The sequence below is a fragment of the Bremerella cremea genome (assembly GCF_039541315.1).
Classification (GTDB): Bacteria; Planctomycetota; Planctomycetia; order Pirellulales; family Pirellulaceae; genus Bremerella; species Bremerella cremea.
This window is the reverse complement of the sequence record NZ_BAABFZ010000003.1, coordinates 1,887,758-1,906,600: the sequence shown is the minus strand read 5'-3', so window position 1 is coordinate 1,906,600 and position 18,843 is coordinate 1,887,758. Positions and strand designations below refer to the sequence as shown.

General features: G+C 57.9%; 13 protein-coding genes. 9 read left to right on the top strand and 4 right to left on the bottom strand.

Annotation, left to right across the window (positions count from 1 at the left end; all coding sequences use genetic code 11):
- Nucleotides 1–26: 26 nt before the first annotated feature.
- Nucleotides 27–248, bottom strand: a complete 222-nt coding sequence (locus ABD890_RS09920; RefSeq protein WP_345088343.1) for a hypothetical protein — start codon at nt 246–248, stop codon at nt 27–29.
- A gap of 210 nt (nt 249–458) precedes the next feature.
- Here ABD890_RS09920 and ABD890_RS09915 point away from each other — a divergent pair, with 210 nt between their 5' ends.
- The 6 genes from ABD890_RS09915 (at nt 459) to ABD890_RS09890 (ending at nt 10,769) form a co-directional block, all read left to right on the top strand.
- Nucleotides 459–3,179 (top strand): phosphoenolpyruvate carboxylase, encoded by a 2,721-nt coding sequence (locus tag ABD890_RS09915; RefSeq protein ID WP_345088341.1) that lies wholly within the window; start codon nt 459–461, stop codon nt 3,177–3,179.
- Nucleotides 3,180–3,272: 93 nt separating this feature from the next.
- The gene (locus tag ABD890_RS09910; protein WP_345088339.1) at nt 3,273–4,355 is read left to right on the top strand and encodes an alpha/beta fold hydrolase; all 1,083 of its coding nucleotides are present in this window, start codon (nt 3,273–3,275) and stop codon (nt 4,353–4,355) included.
- Between the two features lie 243 nt (nt 4,356–4,598).
- Entirely contained in the window at nt 4,599–7,403 is a 2,805-nt protein-coding gene (locus tag ABD890_RS09905; protein WP_345088338.1) for a beta strand repeat-containing protein, read from the top strand.
- A gap of 214 nt (nt 7,404–7,617) precedes the next feature.
- A complete protein-coding gene (locus ABD890_RS09900; RefSeq protein ID WP_345088337.1) occupies nt 7,618–9,084 on the top strand; it encodes an arylsulfatase in 1,467 nt (488 codons plus the stop codon).
- Nucleotides 9,085–9,089: 5 nt separating this feature from the next.
- On the top strand, nt 9,090–9,263 hold the full coding sequence (locus tag ABD890_RS09895) for a hypothetical protein (protein WP_345088335.1): 174 nt from the start codon (nt 9,090–9,092) through the stop codon (nt 9,261–9,263).
- Between the two features lie 381 nt (nt 9,264–9,644).
- Entirely contained in the window at nt 9,645–10,769 is a 1,125-nt protein-coding gene (locus ABD890_RS09890; RefSeq protein WP_345088334.1) for a hypothetical protein, read from the top strand.
- Nucleotides 10,770–10,858: 89 nt separating this feature from the next.
- On the opposite strand, the gene ABD890_RS09885 is transcribed toward ABD890_RS09890, so the two are convergent.
- Nucleotides 10,859–11,203: a histidine triad nucleotide-binding protein gene (locus tag ABD890_RS09885; RefSeq protein WP_345088332.1), complete on the bottom strand. Its 345-nt coding sequence runs from the start codon at nt 11,201–11,203 to the stop codon at nt 10,859–10,861.
- 389 nt (nt 11,204–11,592) lie between these two features.
- On the opposite strand from ABD890_RS09885, the gene ABD890_RS09880 reads away from it, so the two are divergent.
- Nucleotides 11,593–12,174, top strand: coding sequence for a hypothetical protein (locus tag ABD890_RS09880; RefSeq protein WP_345088331.1), 582 nt, complete (start codon nt 11,593–11,595; stop codon nt 12,172–12,174).
- A 107-nt stretch (nt 12,175–12,281) separates the two neighbouring features.
- Here the strand turns inward: ABD890_RS09880 and ABD890_RS09875 are convergent, their stop codons facing one another.
- Together ABD890_RS09875 and ABD890_RS09870 are read right to left on the bottom strand one after the other, a co-directional pair.
- On the bottom strand, nt 12,282–12,644 hold the full coding sequence (locus ABD890_RS09875) for a hypothetical protein (RefSeq protein ID WP_345088330.1): 363 nt from the start codon (nt 12,642–12,644) through the stop codon (nt 12,282–12,284).
- 110 nt (nt 12,645–12,754) lie between these two features.
- Nucleotides 12,755–13,738, bottom strand: coding sequence for a DUF1559 family PulG-like putative transporter (locus tag ABD890_RS09870; RefSeq protein WP_345088328.1), 984 nt, complete (start codon nt 13,736–13,738; stop codon nt 12,755–12,757).
- Between the two features lie 485 nt (nt 13,739–14,223).
- Between ABD890_RS09870 and ABD890_RS09865 the strand changes: the two genes are divergently transcribed.
- Both ABD890_RS09865 and ABD890_RS09860 read left to right on the top strand, forming a co-directional pair.
- Nucleotides 14,224–14,538 carry a hypothetical protein gene (locus ABD890_RS09865; RefSeq protein WP_345088326.1) on the top strand — a complete coding sequence of 105 codons (315 nt, stop codon included), beginning with the start codon at nt 14,224–14,226 and terminating at the stop codon, nt 14,536–14,538.
- A 362-nt stretch (nt 14,539–14,900) separates the two neighbouring features.
- On the top strand, nt 14,901–18,833 hold the full coding sequence (locus ABD890_RS09860; protein ID WP_345088325.1) for a family 10 glycosylhydrolase: 3,933 nt from the start codon (nt 14,901–14,903) through the stop codon (nt 18,831–18,833).
- The last annotated feature ends 10 nt before the right edge of the window (nt 18,834–18,843 follow it).

Sequence of the window (18,843 nt, the reverse complement as noted above, 5' to 3'; positions counted from 1 at the left end):
TGTCATCGTTTCGCCGGAGAAGGCGGTTAACGTTGCGGAGCCGCTTCGGGTGGTTTCGCACTGGAACCCTCGGCCCGGGCTGGTTCGCCATGGGCATAGCTGTTGCAGCCGCCATTGCCGGTGATTCGTAGGTTGAATGGCTGCAGATCTTCTTCGATGCATAAGCCGGCCGTTTGGTCGGTCACGCTGGCATCGGGGTCAATCTGCCACCACTTACAGTTTTTGCAAAGTCCCCAGTGATTACTCATGGCTCGTCTCCTGTTTTGGACGGAATGAGGCTCGGAATTAAGTAATCGTTAAGGTGCACTTTGCGTGCCATTGTTGCTCGAATTAGCACGGCAAGGGGGGCCTGAATTGCCTCTGGATTGTCACACGGCCCCTACGAACTTCCCTCCCTTCGAGGTAACCTATTTACCTAGGCGAAGATTAGACATCGAAGTAGAAGGGCGACAGCTGCCATGTATCACGAAGAACACGTACCGGGCCTGAACTTGTTGGTCGAACTTCTCGATCAGGTCGTGCGAGAGCAAGTTGGCGACGCGCTGGCCGAAACGATGGGCCGTATTCGTCGCATGTCTTTAGAGCGTCGGGCCGGTTTGCCAGACGCCGAAGAACGCCTGCTCGCCGAGATCGGTCGTATTCCGAAGCAGCAACTCCGTAGCGTGATTCGCTGGCTGAGCCTTTATTTCGACCTGGCCAATCTGGCCGAAGATTACCACCGGGTGCGGATCCTTGACCTGCGTGCCGACGAGGCCGAAGCGGAAGGTTTGCCTCGCAGCGAATCGATTGCCGACGCGGTTCGTCAGTTGGCTGAAAGTGACTGCAGCGCTGCCAAGATGCAAGATTGGCTTGATCGTCTGGCGATCACGCCTGTTTTCACCGCCCATCCGAGCGAAGCGAAGCGTCGCACGACGCGCGAACTTCTGCGTCGGCTTCGCGATCATCTGCCGTTTTTAGAAGTCGAACCGACCGACGACGACTTCGATGCCGCGCTGAGCGACCTGACGCTGCTATGGCAGACCGACTCTCTCCGTCCGCAGCGTCCCGGCGTGATGGGCGAAGTCGAACGAGGGCTCTTCTTTGCCGAAGCCCTGTGGGACGTCGCTCCGCAGATCTATCGCGAGATGCGAAAGGCGTTGGCGCGGTACTTCCCGCACCATCAATTTGAAATCAAACCGTTCCTGACGTTTGGCAGTTGGATCGGTGGAGATCGCGACGGTCATCCGTTCGTCACGGCAAAGGTTACCGAAACGACTTTGGGGCTGCTGCGGAAGACCGCCCTGGAACGTCACCTTGCCTATTGCCGCGAACTCAAGAAGACGCTGGTCACGTCCGATCGCCAGGTGGAAGTCACCGGCGAAATTCGCGAACGCCTGACCAAGGCGACCGAAAGCTGGGAAGAACTGCGAAACCGCCTGGAAGAGATCTCGCCAAGCGAAGTCTATCGCTGCTTCCTGAAGATGATCGAGTTCCGTCTCGAAGTTTCGCTGGGGCAGGTCTTTGTCGAAGGGGACGAACATGTCGCCTATCACCAGCCCGAAGAGCTGACTGAAGAGGTCGAACTGCTGCGGGACAGCATGCTCGAGTATGGCGGGCGTCGCGTCGTGGAACGTTATCTCGATCCGTGGAAAGATCGTCTGCTGACGTTTGGGTTCCACTTCTTCTCGCTCGACATTCGCCAGGATTCGGAAGTCCATCGCAATGCCCTTCGCGAAATCTTGTTCGCCGATTTGCCGGCCGAGCAGGAGATCGAAGAATCGGAATGGCTCAAGAAGCTGGCCGACCTGAAACAGGTCCCGGCGATCGATTCCTCGAAGCTTAGCGAGATGACGCAGGAAGTGCTGGCCACGTTTGGTGTCTTGGCCGACACGATGGATCGCGGTGGCCTGCGTCCGTTTGGTGGCTATGTGATCAGTATGACGCACGAGCCAACCGACGTAATCGCCGTGCTGTGGTTGTGGAACTATGTCTGGAATCAAAAGTATCCTGGCAAGCCGCGACCTTACCTGCCGATCTCGCCACTGTTTGAAACGATCGACGACTTGGAGCGTGCTCCGATCATCTTCGAGGCAATGCTGAAGCAGCCGGTCTATCGCGACTACTTGTCGCAGCAGCCACGGCTGGAACAGATGATCATGGTCGGATACTCCGACAGCACGAAGGATGGTGGTTACCTCACCGCTTCCTGGAAGCTGCACCAGGCTCAAGAACGCCTGGCGGAAGTGGCCGCCAAGCATCATATCGAAATGACGATCTTCCATGGTCGTGGTGGTAGCCTTGGGCGTGGCGGCGGTCCGGCTGCCCGGGGTATTCAGTCGTTGCCACCGCAAGCCGTGGATGGCAAGCTGCGACTGACCGAACAAGGCGAAGTGCTGGCCGAACGGTACGACAACGCCGTGATCGCGCATCGTCACCTGGAACAGTTGACCAACGCCACGCTGCTGGTCAGTGCGTCGACCCCTTCCGATGAAATGGATAACTGGAAGGAAATGACCGAGTCGATGTCGCACGCGGCACTGACCAAGTATCGCGAGCTCGTTTCGCACGACGACTTCCTGAAGTACTTCGACCAGGCCACGCCGATCAGCGAGATCGAAAGCCTGCCGATCGGATCGCGGCCGGCACGTCGACGGCAACGAAGGTCGCTCAAAGACCTGCGCGCTATTCCGTGGACTTTCGCGTGGACCCAGTCGCGGCAGTTGCTGCCGGCCTGGTATGGCATGGGAACCGGGATCCGTTCATTCGTCGATGCCCACGAAGGGAACTGGGAACCGCTGCAAGAGATGTATCAAGAGTGGCCCGTTTTCCAGGCCATCATCGACAACGCCGAGCTGGCGCTGGCCAAGGCCGACATGGACATCGCCCGCGACTATGCCGAACTGGCTGGCGTCGCGACCGACAGCATTTGGGCCCTGATCGATCAAGAGTATCGTTTGACCTGCGGTGCGATCTGTTTGATTCGCCAGCAGCACGAACTGCTCGAGAAGATCGGTTGGTTGAATCGCAGCATTCGCAGCCGTAACCCTTATGTCGACCCGCTCAACCTGATTCAGATTCAACTGATGAAGCAGTCGCGCGAAAACGGTTCGACCGAAGCGGAAGACGATCAGGATGGTTTGTCGCAGATGGTTCGTCTGACGATTCAAGGGATTGCCGCCGGTCTTCGCTCGACCGGCTAACGGCTGGCGGGGGGAAGCGCTAGGAATCTCATTTCGATGGGTTAAACTTACGTTCCTAGCCCCTGACCTTTTCCCACCACCCACCGTTCGATCATGTTTCGCATTCGCCACCTATATCTGTGGGGATGGTTCGCCCTCGCCATTGGTTGTGGTCCCACTGCCGATCTCTCGATTCCGCGGTTGCCGCCCAGGCCTGTGGTATGGCTGAACAATTGGCATCCGGCCAAGGTCTCGGCCACACGCAGCGAAGCTGATCAGTACCTGCAGAAGGGAGACGCCTTGAAGGGGATGGGAATGTACGACGCGGCCAAGGAGCAATATCTGGCCGCCTCGAATGCTGATCCAGAATTCGCCTTTCCGATGTATCAACTGGCCTGCAACTACGAACTGGCTGGCCAGCATGACGACGCCGTCTTGGCATTTCGCGAAGCGATGGCACGCGGTTTCGACGACTTCCCGACGGCGGCCACCGACGAAGAGCTCGGCCGCATTCGTCGACGAAGCGACTTCCAAAACGACTTGCAAATCATTCGAACTCGCTATCTTATCGCGGCCCGAAAGCATGTCGGCCAACCGATCGCGGTCCGACCAGAAACCGACAAGCCTCCAGCAGGCTGGCCGGTTATCTTGATGCTGCATGGCTACGGCGATACCCATCTGAATTATCTCGACGAGGCCGAATTGTGGGCTCGGCAAGGGTTCGTCGCGATCGTGGTGCCTGGCAGCGTTCCGACGCACGGCGATACCTTCCAGTGGTCGCTCGATTCGTTCGAGACCACCCACGGCGACCTACAGGCGATCGTTCACTCGCAGCTCTTGGATGGCGTGGTCGATCTGTCGAAGATCTATCTGCTGGGATTCTCGCAAGGGGCACTGCACGCGATGCTGGTGACTGAGGCCCATCCCGACAAGTACGCCGGCGTCGTCGCGCTGTCGCCCGGCGGAAATATGATCCAGCAACTGGCTCGTCCGTCGCTCGACTCGACCAAGGGAGCGGCTCGGATCGTCTTCATTCATGGCGAGGAAGAACCGCACGCCCCGCTGGTCAATATATGGGCGCGCGAATGTGGCAACGCGAAGTGGATGTTCGAGAGCCAGACTCACCCTGGGGGGCACCATTTTCCCGACGACTGGGAGCTGCGTGTTCCGGCGATCGCGACCTTTCTATTGAAGTAACCACGCTCGGTTACTTGCTGCTAACAGCGCTGCAACTCGAGATGCCTGAGATGTTTGCAGCGATCTCTCCGTTAGCAGTTTAATGCCCGCCTCGCAAGTTGTTCACTGGATTTACAGTGATATTTAATTTTTGGGATTTTTGGTTGTAGTGTGAACAGACCCCTCCTAAGATCGGCAGTGCTCTACCCCTATCGGTGCTTAGTGGTGAAATGAAAATCACTCCTCTATCCCAGGAAATGCCCCATGGTGAGTTTTACTTCTCTTCTCAACTCGGTATGTGAGAATGGCAAATCGAGCCGCACGGCCAAGTCTCGGCAAGCGGCCCAAAAACGGATGAAGCGGCGGATGAAGTTCGAGTCAGTCGAACAGCGTCAGATGCTCGACGCCGCCGGAATTCTGTACGTCGACCTCGACGCGACCGGCACTGGCGACGGATCTGATTGGACCAATGCCTATACCACGCTGGAAGCGGCGTTGTCGCAGGCTTCGCTGACCGAAGGCGCGGATGAAATTCGCGTGGCGGAAGGTGTTTATACGCCGACCAACGGGACCAGCACGGGCCGGCTTTCGACCTACACCGTCGTCGATGGTGTGACCATCAAAGGTGGTTACTCCGCCAACTTGAACAACCCCGAGCAGCGCAACTCGAACGTGTTCGTCACCACGCTGAGTGGCGACTTGGGTGTGCTGAACGACAACAGCGACAACGCCCACAACGTGTTGACGATTGTCGACGCCAGCGTGGTGCTGGATGGTTTGGAAATCGTCGACGGCAACGCGCTCGGATCGAACCTGCATAGCAGCGGCGGCGGGATCTACGTCTCTGCGGCCACGCTGACCATCAACGATGTCGACTTCTTGGACAACACCGGCTCGGCCGGTGGTGGTCTGACCGCGAACAACGGCACCCTGTTGACGATTACCAAAAGCAACTTCGAGCGCAATCACTCGAACTACGGTGGTGGTATGAACGCCAACAACAGCACGATCGTGCTCGACTCGGTGAACTTCATCGACAACACCTCCGGCGCGTTCGGTGGTGGTTTGATGACCAATCTGACCGACGTCATCGTGACCAACAGCAATTTCGAGGGGAACTCGGCTGCCAACGGTACCGGCGGTGGTGCGTTCCTGTATTCGGGGCAGATGGCGATCGATAACGTCGACTTCGAAGACAACTTCGCCCGCTACGGCGGTGGGATCGCGGTCGAATCGAATACCGGCACGATCATCGACAGTTACTTCGACGGCAACACCGCCACGGCCGAAGGGGGAGCGATCCGTGGTCTGCGAAGCACGACCAACGTCGAGCAGTCGCGGATCTACAACAACAGCTCCAGCAGCGTTGGTGGTGGTGTCTCAGGTCGGGACTCGGTGTTTAGCATCGATACGACGCGACTGATCAACAACACGGCCGTGAACTCTGGCGGTGGTGTGATGATAATCGGCGGGGCCTCGTTCTCGATGAGCGGCTCGCTGGTACAAGGAAGCGAGGCGAACGAAGGTGGCGCGATGACGCTCAACAGCGGTAGCTACCTGATCGAAGACAGCCGCTTCATCGACAACAGTTCGCAGTTCCGTGGTGGTGCCATTCTGGTGAATACCGGTGCCGGTGAGATCAATGGCTCGAGGTTCACCGACAACGTCACCGGCGGTTCAGGCGGTGCCTTGGAAATCCGAGGAACCGGCGGGCTGACTGTTTCCGACTCGCAGTTCCTCCGCAACCAGTCGAACTCGAGCGGTGGTGCCATCAACATGGTCTCAGGCGAGTTGCAGCTGTTCGACAGTGTGCTGCGAGACAACACGGCCGTCACCCAAGGTGGGGCGATCGCCATGATGGAACCTCGACCGATCACGATCGCTGGTTCGGTGCTGGAAGGGAACACGACCCAGGAAATCGCCGGGGCTGTCTTTATCAACGGTGGTAACTTCACCATCGACGACAGCAGGTTCTTCGACAACAGTACGCCAAATCAAGGCGGAGCGGTTTATGCCGTCGGTGGAACTGGCGTTGTGACCGATTCGATCTTCCGCGGAAACTCGGGTCGATCTGGCGGCGGTATCTTCTTCAGCGGCAACGGCATCACCATCGATGGGACACGGTTCCAGGATAACTCCGCTTCGCAAGAAGGGGGCGGTTTGTTTGCCAGTGGTCAGGTCCAGCTGACCTATTCGCGGTTCATCGATAACTTCGGCGCCAACCGAGGTGGCGGTGCCGTGCTGCAAAACGGGAACGCTTACATCAGCGACTCGGTTTTCCAAGGTGGCGTGTCGTATAACAACGCCGGTGGTCTTTACCTGGGCGGAAACCTTACGACGAATGTCTACGACACCCGCTTCATCGAGAATGATGGTAACCGTGGTGGTGCGGTCTTCGTGGCTGGTTCAACTGCCAACTTCTACGATTCGACCTTCGCGCGGAACACGGCCAACTTCACCGCCGGTTTGCACAACAACTATGGCAATGTGACGGTGACTGATACACGCTTCACCGACAACATCGCCGATGTCAGCACCGGTGCGTTGATTAACTTCCGTGGCACGACTGTCGTGCGAAATTCGACTTTCACCGGCAACCAGGCCCTGGGGATGAATCCGCAGAACTACTCCTTCACCGTGGGCGTGGGTGGGGCGATGGAAAACGCCGGCCCGGTCGGCACGTTGGAAGTGTACGACTCGGTCCTGCGGAACAACTATGCCGCAACCTATGGTGGTGGTATCCAGATCGGTTCCGGCAGCACGACCATTCTGGAAGGGAATCGTTACGTCGACAACGTCGCCGGCATCCAAGGGGGCGCGATCAACAGTCGTGGGTATGTTCGCATGACCGACGAGTTCTTCGCCCGCAACGAAGCTGGAGAGAAGGGAGGCGCGATCTTCAACGATGGCGACCTTGCAATTATCGACAGCTTCTTCAGGGACAACGAAGCGATCGGCACCGTCCAGGCGGCTGGACTCGGTGACGAGATCTACAACACGATCGACTCGTTGTTCGCGATCGATGAAGACACCGTCATCGACGAAGATGGCATCTACCAAGAGGTTTAGGACCTCGCTCGATGGTTTCGACAGTTCACTCGAAGGCCAGGTCTCGCTCAGCGGGGCCTGGCCTTTTCTGTAGTGGGGGTGGATCGAATCGCGAGAAAATGCGTGACGTAATGTAAATATCCCGCGACATTGACCCCCGCAAACCATTAAAACATACTGACTAAACCCCGTTCGACTCCGACTATACGCATTGCTTTCCTTGGGAGTGTCCTTGATGGCTCACCGCAACCTGGCTCGGATCGTGTTGGCTACGGCCGCGATCTGTCTTTCCGCCCTGGCAACGACGACCCACGCTGCCGAGCGTCCCCCCAATATCGTGTTCATCCTGGCGGACGACCTGGGCTATTCGGAACTGGGAAGTTACGGTCAGACCAAAATCAAAACGCCTGCCCTCGATCGCCTCGCGAAAGAGGGGATGCGTTTCACCGATTTCTACAGCGGCAATGCGGTGTGTGCTCCTTCGCGCTGCGTGCTGCTGACCGGCAAGCATGGCGGCCACGCCTACATTCGCGACAACGGCGACCCAGGCCAGATGCTTCCCGAAACGAAAGCTTTGGGAGCCGAGTTCCCTGGTCAAAATCCTATCCCGGACGAAGAACTGACCATTGCCGAGATGCTCAAGCAGAAAGGGTATGCCACCGCCGCGATCGGCAAGTGGGGCCTGGGGCACTTCGGTACGACGGGCGATCCGAACAAGCAAGGCTTCGATTTGTTCTATGGCTTCAACTGTCAGCGTCACGCCCATAATCACTATCCCGAGTACCTCTGGCGAAATCGGGACAAGCAAGTCCAGCCTGGTAACGATCGTACGTTGACGGGGGAAACGTTCTCGCAGGATCAGTTCCGCGACGTGGCGATCGAGTTCATCGAAGCGAACGCCGACAAGCCATTCTTCTTGTATCTGCCCTTCGCGATTCCGCACCTTTCGATCCAGGTACCAGACGAAGACTTGCAGCAATACGCCGACATGCCAGAGAGCGACTACGTTCATAAGGGCTACTTGCAGCATCCCAAGCCGCATGCTGGTTACGCCGCGATGATCACGCATATGGACCGCGACATCGGCATGATCCTCGATACGATCAAGGCGAAAGGGTTGGACGACAACACGGTGGTGATGTTCAGTTCGGACAATGGCCCAACCTACGACCGCCTGGGTGGCAGCGATTCCGAGTTCTTCGAGTCGTCCGCCAACTTCAAAGGGTTGAAGGGAAGCTTGTACGAAGGGGGCATTCGCGTGCCGCTGATCGTGCGCTGGCCTGGCAAGATCAAGCCTGACACGGTGACGCATCACATCGCGGCATTCTACGACCTGCTGCCGACGGTCGCTCAGATTGCGGACGTCAAAGCTCCGGCCGACATCGACGGCACCAGCTTCTTGCCAACCCTCCTTGGCGAAAAGCAGCCCGAGGCGGATTACATGTACTGGGAGTTCCGGGCTTACGGTGGACAACAGGCCGTACGAATGGGAGATTGGAAAGGGATTCGCCAGAACATGATGCGACCGAAGCGTCCCGATGCCGGCAAGCTGGAACTGTACAACTTGAAGGAAGATCCGAGCGAATCGAACGACGTCGCCGCGTCGCATCCGGAAGTCGTCGCGAAGATCGAAGCAGCGATGAAAGAGGCTCACACGCCTTCGGAAATGTTTCCGATTCCGATGCTCGATAAGGCCAAGTAGGTCCCATGCCGATGTTGCCCCACGAACTAATCTCGATGCCTTTGGCGGCCTTCGTGCAAGGCATCGGGATGTTCGAGTTGATGATCTTGCTGGCGATCGTTGGCTTCTTCGTGGGGATGGTTGTCCTGGCCGTCGTCGTGATTGTTTTAGCGGTGATGGCGGCGGTGAAATCGAAGTGATTGGAACCCCGGCGGCCGCTATGCATGAGTCGATTTCGATCGGTCTTGAGGATAGCCGCAGGATCGCAGGGCCTATCGCCGCTGACTGGGGCTGATTCAGGGCGACTTGAGCGAAAATTGCCTGCTAGCGGCGATTTTCCAGGAATTTGCCCTAGGAGCTTCGCGGCCATTTAGTTAGCCTTTGAAAACTTTACAAGTCGGCGATAAGAACCCCTGAGGCTGAACGGATTGACGCCGGGGATCGTATCGAAATCGGCTGTCTGTGCTCCGATGACCCCAACAACCACAGGGAGGCACAACAGCAAAGTCTCAAATTGTTGTCACGAGGCCATTGCATGAAGCGGCGGCGTTGTCGGCAACCCAATCGCCTGGAGCCTGCTGATGAGCATGGATGCTCGCGTGATCCGTCACGCTATCGTGACGATGTTCGTGTGGACCGTTCTGTTGACGGTCGCTTCCGCGGCAAGCGTTCGCGGGACTAACTTTCTGGTTACCGCTCAAGATCCTCAACTAGCCCGACAGGTGCTGGAATCGGCGGAGATCTATCGCCGAGACCTGGCCATCGAGTGGTTGGGACGCGAGTTGCCTCCTTGGTCGCAGCCTTGCCCCATCACCGTGAAGGTGGGTGGCGGTGCCGGCGGACAGACCAGTTTCGCTTTCCATCAGAACGTTCCATTCAACTGGACGATGGAAATCTTCGGCCCACGCGATCGCATTCTCGACAGCGTGTTGCCTCACGAAATCCTGCATACGATCTTCGCCACGCACTTTGGTTGCCCGCTACCACGCTGGGCCGACGAAGGGGCCTGCACGACGGTCGAGCACATGTCGGAAAAAGACAAGAACACCCAGTTGCTCTACCGATTTCTGAAGACCGACCGCGGCATCGCCTTCAATCAGATGTTCGCCATGAAAGAGTATCCGGCGGACATCCTTCCGCTGTACGCCCAGGGCTACTCACTGGCTCGTTTCCTGATCGCTCAGGGTGGCAAACAGAAGTTCGTCCAATATGTTGGCGAAGGGATGCAGACCAACAACTGGACAAATTCAACCAACAAGTATTACGGTCATCCAAGCCTCAGCAGCCTGCAAATTGCCTGGCTCGATTGGGTTCGCGATGGCTCGAACGAAGGCATGATTGGCGAATACGCTCCGGCCCAGTTGGTCTCGAACACTGGTACCACCGGCGTCGTTCGTGGTCAGAGCCCGGAACCCGCGAGCCGCGAAGTCGCTTCGGCTCAAGGTCAGCAGCCGGCACCACTTCCTTTGACCGGTCCGATCATGCCAGTGGGCTACGAACAAGATATCGCTCCGCGTGAGCCAGGCGTCAGCGGAGGTTTCTACTCCAATGGTGGTCGTCTTGCTTCGCAGTCGAACGAGCCACGCACCTCGGCCCTGCCGGGTGGTGAACGCGAGATTCGCCAGATCGATGCCATGCCAGTTTCGGCCAGCGGCAAGAGTGCACCGACGTTCTATCTGCCTGGCGGAACTTCGCTGTATCGATAGAACCATTTACCGTCCACACGTGATGAAAACGGCCGCTGAGGGAAACCTGGGCGGCCGTTTTTGCGTTGGTGGTTTGGTGTTCGCAGCGACTAGCCTGGTGGCCAGTTCATTTTGCGGCCGCCGAGCAGGTGATAATGCAGATGCGGGACTTCCTGGCCGCCACCTTCTTTGCAGTTCACTATCACGCGGTAGCCTTCTTCCAGCCCCAGCTCGCGGGCCAGATTCCGGATGACAATCCACATGTGCCCGATCAAAGCGGCGTCGTCGTCGGCCAGGTCGTCGACTGTGGCGATCTCTTTCTTCGGGATGATCAGCACATGGACCGGGGCCTTCGGGGCGATGTCTTTGAACGCCAGGCAAAGGTCGTCTTCGTAGACAACGTCGGCGGGGATTTCCTGATCGATGATACGTTTGAAGATGGTCTTTTCCGACATCCTGGTGCCTTTCTCGGGGGATCGAATGGGGAGTTCAGGCTACCAATTCCCAGGTTCGCTTCAAGCTGGCAGACGAAAATTTCGCACAAGTGCTTATCGATGCGAACGGTACCGCAGGGGCCGCGCGGCTCAGCAATCCATGGACAACTTTCGACTTACCTTCCATAGAAAAACGTCGATCCACCCTGGCAATCGGATTGCCGCCAACGCTAGCGAGGCAAATAGTGTGAATTCGTGTGAAACCGCGTGCCGAAACGGTTACTAGGAGAAGTTGGGAAACGCGGCAAGCTGCGAACTTCCGGCTGGCTCCGATCGGAATTGGAACCGTGCATGGATGCGCTCGACCAACTCTTCTCTACTTTCGATTTGGACGCATGGGGGAACGCAGGATGCGCTGCCGCGGACTAATGCTGGGAATGCTGCTTTTCGGAGCTGCTCAACCAGTTCTGGCGGAAGATGTTCGTTACGTCGAGCGAGACGGGATTACGTATCGGGAAGTCGTCCAGACTTATACCAAACCAGTCTCGGAAACGACGTATCAAACGCATACCGAAAAGTTCTATCAGGAACGCCTGACGACCGACATTCAGGAATCGCAGCGGGCCTATTACACGCCGGTGACCGAGTATCGCTGGGAAGCGTACACGCCATTCTCGGTCAATCCGTTCGCCCCGCCTCGCGTTGCCTATCGCTGGGTGCCACGCACACGTTGGGAACAACGCACCGAAACGGTTCGCACGCCGGTTACGCGTCGTGAACTGGTCCCTGCCGAACGGACGGTCTCGCGTCCGGTGACCACGCTGAAGATGGTCGAGCAGCAACAAGTGACCCGTGTCGCGATTGCTCCGCCGGCACCTACGCAGACGAATGTCGCTTCGCGGCAAGCGATCGGTGGTGTCTCGAACCTGCAAGATGGTATGCCACGCGTCGGCCCTTCGGCACCGAGCGCCATGAGCACGCTTCGCCGCTAGATGGCCGCGAAGCCAAATAGGAAAGGGGCACTCGCTGGTGCCCCTTCATGCGTTCTCGCAGGCAACTCGCCGCGAGCGTTTAGCTGACAAACCTTCCGGTCGAAGGCTTAGTTCTCGTTGGCCACCAACTGGTTGGCCGCCTCTTGGAGCTGCGTGAGCTGGGTGGCGATCTGATCTTTAGCCGCCTTGCTTTGGTACAGCTCTTGCAGCTTCTGGGCTTCGTCCTGAACGTGCACGAACGCATCGGAGCGATCGGAAGCACCTTCCAGCGATTCGATCATCAACGAAAGATTCGCCGGCGCATTACGAGGCGACTTCTGCGCCGCGGTCACAAACTCTTCGACCTGGCTTCGCACCTGCTGCGCGACTTCCGGATTCGTCGTACCGGCACCTTGCTCGCCGGAAGAGGACAAACAACCAACGCTCGACAGCAACAAGACCATCAAGAGCGAAACGTGGGATAGCTTCATGGGGGACACGACCTTTGGCGTCTGGCGTGATTTCAAGTGAAAGAAGAAAAGCGTCGCGTGCCAGAAGTGGGCTTCGGCACGCGACGCATTCAATGAAGGATCCGCGAGGCTTAAGGAAGCGTCGTTGGATTGCCGTCGCTGATGGCCATCGCGTTGGCATAGATGGTCGCGTCGATCGTTTCAGGAACGAACTGGCAACTGGCATCGGCCAGGCACATCACCACGCCGCCAGGATGGAAGCTACGCGCCGCGACGCCTGATTCGGTGCTGCTGTCTGGGTTGCTGTTCTCGCCATAGACTGTGGCGTTGGTCTTGTTGTACGAGTAAGGCGAAGCATCGACGCGACGCGACGTGTTCGGCGTCATCACGATCGCCCCACCATGATGGTTCCTGCCACTGAAGGTGGAACCGGTGGCATAGCCCCACGCACCACGGTCGTCGCCGCCGCTGTTCACCACCATGATCTCGCTCAAGAGGATCGAGTTCGAGGTACCGTCGGTGATGTCACGGAACTTGGCACCATACTGACCCACGACGCTGAACGGACCCTTCTTGGTCGAGTCGTTGTAGTCAGCCATGCGGCACAAGCGACCGGCACCCACGTTGACGGCATAGTTCACCTTGGCAAAGCCGGTGAAGTCTTGCGTCAGCAGCGAGGTAACGCTCGGATGGCTTGGGCAGAGGTACGCATCAGGACGTTGACGCGTCACGCGATTGTTGCCGCTGGTCGCGTTGCCGTTGCGAGCCAACTGACGGCTGTCGTATTGATCGTGCAAGGCGTTCTGTTCGATGAACGGCAAGATCATCACCGCCCAGGTCGCACCCCAGTCGCGATTACGCGACCACGCGCCGACGGAAGTGTCTTCTTGAACACCAGCCGTATCCAACACCACGCAGGCTGGTGGGAACGAGTTGAAGGTGTCGTGATAGTTGTGCATCGCCAAGCCCAACTGCTTCTGCTTGTTGGTGCAGGTCATGCGACGGGCTGCCTCGCGAGCTTGCTGAACGGCAGGCAAAAGCAAGGCAATTAAGACGCCAATGATGGCAATTACCACGAGGAGCTCAACGAGCGTAAATCCACGTTGCTTAGGCATAACATGGTCTCCACGAATCAGATAATGAAGAAAAGAGATAGAAGATCGACCGCGCTGGAGGTTTGCCCGGCGAAAGAAGCCAGGGCAATCGATGTGGCAAGCAGGTAGGAAGCTCGTCACTGTTGGTTAGTAAAAAGTACAGGAAAAAGTATAAAACATCCTGGATTTGAATGCAATAAAAAAACGCAGCAACGCTGAGTTCCCTGTTGATGGGGGACGCGGGAACCCTCACCGAATCTTGCCTCTTCCCGAATCGGACCAGATAGTTATTAGTGCGCTACTGCTGTCTGATTCTGCAGACCGGAGGCACCTTCGATCCGCCTTGTCTGCCGGAACTGCACGATGTAGGGACTGTTCGTCCTGTGCCTAAAGAGACTGATGTAACTTCCCATCAGAAAAAGGTTTGTCTTCGCTAGCACTCTGGCCGATACCTGATTCTGTCAAAGGCAATATAGCCAGTTGGAATTGTGGAGGCATCGAAAGATATGGCAAAGAAAGACACATTTCGCGTGGTGACCCGAGGCGCCAATGGCGAGATCCGCATCAAGGATTATGACTCGGCCGAACCACTGCTGAAGATGCACTCGCAGGTAGGTACCGAAGACAGCAGCACCGACCTGGCCCTGCGTGGCATGCCTGTATTCCGTGGCCTGATTGGGCCCATGCCGGAAGGCAAAGCGATTGTTCGTTACGAATCTCCAGAAGTCTTTGAAACGTTGACCAAGGAATGGGGAGCTGCCAAGCCGAAGCGTCGTCGCCGCCGCACGGCTTCCGCCGAAGCTACCGTGACCGAAAGTTAGTTCCTCGTCGACGTGGGCTGCGTGCCGCCTTGCAGCCAACAAAGACCTCTCTCCAATTCACCCTCCCGGGCGATCCCGCCGAGTTTCCTGTTCTCGGTGGACGCCAAAGCGAGTAGCGCTTCAGCGGGTGGTTGAGAAATGCTAGTCGAGATCTTCTCCAGTTCTGGGTATTGGAGGGTTTCTCTCCTTTGCCCCATTTCTCAACCACCCGGCGCACTCGCCGACGTTCTGGCACTCGAGGGTGCTTTCTGCCACCGCAATCATCGATTTCCCTCTGGATGCGGATTTGAATCTCTGTCTATAATCCGCGGCCATTGTCCCATTAGGGCACATTATTCCGTTCCTCCGAGAAACGCAGCGTCATGCTGGCACGACTGGTACAGGGAAGTCCAGGCCGACAGCACATGGATGTCTTGCTCCGTCCCGCGATTTATAACCTCGCGCTGCGGTGTGTCTTGCTCTGTGCGCTCGTTTTCGCCGTCGCTTCGCCCGCCCAAGCTCAGGCTCAAGGGCCTCCGCCGGTGGAAACCATCCGCAGCACCCTCCGGGTTGCCTGGGGTGGTTCGTCGGAACGCCGTTGGCGAGGAACGCTGGCACTGACTGCTGGCAAAATTCGGCTAGTCAATCTGCTAGGGATGGAAGCTGACGAGGCCCGGGCCGTTCTTTCTGCCCAAGGTCGCGTCGAAATCAATCATCTCACGCCGCGCATCTACGATGGGTTCGACATTCAGATCGAAGCCCCCGCCGGCGCTCAACTCACCATTCAGCTTTCAGGAACCGGAACCGATCAGGCCCAACCGATCTCGATTCCGATCAGTTCGTTGATGCATCAGCCCTACCAGGCCGCACTCGACGAACAAGGCTCGCGCATCCTCGTGCAGCGTGCCCCAGGCGATACGATCCGCACCGATCTCAATCGCGACCATCTGGTCTTCGCTCCGGAAGAAACGTTTCGGGCTACCATCACCGGCTATCGCACCAACTTCCCGCCAGGAACTTCGGTACAAGTCCTGGTGAAACTGCGTCCGGCCAGGGCAGGGCGATCGATCTGGGAAAAGACCTTCACCACCGCAGTCGATAATCGTGGCGACATCCATCTGGGGGAAGCCATCGATGTCGAGGTCCCGGTCGACGAAGGGGTGTACGAGTTGGTGGTGTTGATGACCGAGCAGCGACTGACGAGCCTGGTGTTTGCGTCGAAGCCGACGCATCAGCGGGTTCTGCAGTTTGTGGTGATCGATCCGGAATTAGAATTCACACCGAGTCAGGAAGATCCGCGGCCGATCGCTTCGTTCGATCCAACCGCCGCCGACTGGTGGCCTCGCTTGTCGAAGCTCGCTTCGTATAGCTTATGGCAAAAGTCGAAGACTTCCGAACTGCACAATAACCTGACCAAGACAATCGACCACAACGAACGGAAGTGGCAGCAACTGCAGCCGACCGGTTGGCATGCCTATCCGCTACCGATCGAAGCGATTGGGGCACCTTTGGTGGTCGAGGTCGAATACCCCTCCGAATTGCCGCAAAGCCTGGGAATCAGCATTATCGAACCGGATGCCGCCGGCATGATCACGCCGATCGGGATCGACTCAGGCGTCGAGGTTTCTCCGCCGCAGCCAGGCGACAAGCCAGGCGAACTAAAGCATCAACTCGTTTTCTGGCCACGCACTTCCACCCCGATGTTGCTGCTGACCTGTCGCGACAAGGCTTTGCCGTCGACTTATGGTCGGATCAGCGTTCTGGCCGGTCGGCCGAAGTTGGGGCTGCCTGCCTCGGCGCTGGAAGCAGCCGCCGCAGCGAAGGTGGAAGACGACCGACTGGCGATCGCCTACTGGGACAAGCCGCTCTTCTCGAAAGGGTTCGGTGCTCCGGAAGATTTAAACATCGCCTCGAATCGTTCACTCGAAGATTGGCTTACCTTCCTGGAAGGAAGCAATCGCGTGATCGAACACCTGAAGCGAGTCGGGTTCAATGCCGCTTGCATCAGCATGATGAGCGAAGGTGGTTCGCTATACCCCAGCCCCCACTTCCGCTCGACGCCGAAGTTCGACAAAGGTTTGTTCTTCGACGACGGACGAGACCCGTTCAAGAAAGATGTTGCCGAGCTGCTTTTCCGGCAGTTCGATCGCGCTAACCTCCGCTTGATACCGGCGATGGAGTTGAACGCTCCGCTGGTTCGCTTGGAAGAAGGCCGCGTCGCCTCGCTCGATCCAAACTACGCCGCTCCGCTGAATCATCTTGGCCAGCCCGCGATCGACCGCACTGGCGTCTCGGCAGGCGAAGGGGCCTACTACAATCCACTCGATGAGGACGTGCAGCAGGCGATCAGCGACCTGGTGCTTGACTTCGTTTCGCGTTATGGCCATCACCCGTCGTTCTCGGGGTTGGCATTGAACTTGGACTGCGATGGCTATGCCGTCCTGGCCGGGCCGCAGTGGGGGATGGATAACGCCACGCTGCTTCGCTTCGCCCAGAGCCTGCCGCCGGTTCAGCAGCAGATATTCGCGAACCTGCCTCCCGATTTGAAAACCCGCAGCGACTGGGTGCTCGAGCAGCAATGGGATAGCTGGCTCCGATGGCGTGGCGAGCGCATGTTCCAGTTGCATTCGCGATTGGCAACCATCATGCGAAGTGCCAACTCGAATGCGGTTTTGTACCTGAACACGGCCGGCTGTTTCCATGGGCAACATGCCAAGAAGCGTCTGACGCCAGAACTGCCACGCACGGCGACTTCGACTGATGTGCTGCTGGAACTGGGCATCGACGCGAAACGCTATCGCACGCATCCCAACATTTCCTTGCTCGATACCAACTTCGTTCGCCCGCGTGGCAATCCGAAGCGAGGCCGCTGGTATATCAACTACCAGGCAGCCCGTGAGGACGAAGTCTCTTACGCCGACGAAGACAATCGCGGCGTGTTGCATTTCCATGTCCCTGATACGCTGCACGTGGCTGGCTTCGATCAAGCCAAGCCTTTTGGTCGCGATGGCAACTTCACTTGGGTCGCCTCCGAGTTCATCGGCAGTGGATCGGACGCACGCAAACCACTGGTCGAGCATCTGGCGCAAGAGGATGACTTGTCGATCTTCTTCGGCGGATGGACGGTGCCGATGGGGCAAGACGCAGCGCTGCACGAGTTCCTGACGATCTACAAAATGCTGCCCCGCGGCAACTACCATCGCTTGAACGTGCCACAGTCGCAGCCGCTGGTGATTCGCAAGCTTTCGACCGGATCGGAAACGACGCTCTACTTCGTCAATCCTACTCCGTGGGACTTGAACGCAGCGTTGACGGTTCAATTGCCGAGCGATGGCATCGTTACGCCGCTTGCCTCCAGCGAGATCTCGCGCGGGCCTCAACCGAAAGGGGAAGGGCAGTGGAGCATCACGATTCCGGCGTACGGTCTGATCGCGTGCAAGGTCGATGTTTACGACGTCGCGATCACCGGGGCGAAGGTTTACTTGCCGACCGGCGTCATGCGAATCATGCGAGAGCGATTGGAAGAGCTGGCCCTGCGAGTACGAAGCATTCGCTCGCTGCCACCCGTCGCGCTGCTGGCCAATGGCGACTTCGAGCAGCCAGCGACCGACGGTTTGATTCCGGCGTGGACGCTCAGCAATCAGCCCGGCACGGCCGTTGGAATCGAGAAGCAAAAGATCTATGAAGGCAATCAATCGCTCCGGCTGAAGAGTACCGGTCAGGTCGTTTGGGCCCGGAGTGAAGAGATTGAAATCCCGGAAAGTCGCCGGCTGATGCTGAAGATGCATCTGCTGAACGACGCTCCAGGGGCCCAGCCGAATCTACGAATCGTGCTCGATGGTTATGTCGGCACGCAGAACGTTTATCGCCCGGTCTCGGTCGGCGCCGGCACGCCATTCCCGCTGCAGGCCGAATGGAGCGAGTTCGCCTATCCGGTGCTCGATCTTCCGCCAGAACTGGAAACCGCCAAGATCGGCTTCGACATGATGGGGGACGGCAACGTGCTGGTCGACCGGGTCGAACTGTACGACGTGGCGTTCCGCGACAGCGAGATCAATCAGCTCAATAAACTGGTGACGCTGGCCTATGCGCGCTACCAGCAGGCCGAAGTGGGCGATTGTTACCGACTGCTCAACGGCTATTGGGTGAAGTATTTGGAGAAGCACGTCCCGATCGCTCCGGCGTTGGCCCAGCAGCTCGAACAGAATCGAGCCGCCAATGTTGCCCAGCGAAATGCTCCGAAAGAAGAGCCGCCGCCGAAGACCTGGTTCGAGACCTTCCGCAGCTACACGCCGCGACTGCCTCGCTTCCAATAGGCGTCGCGGT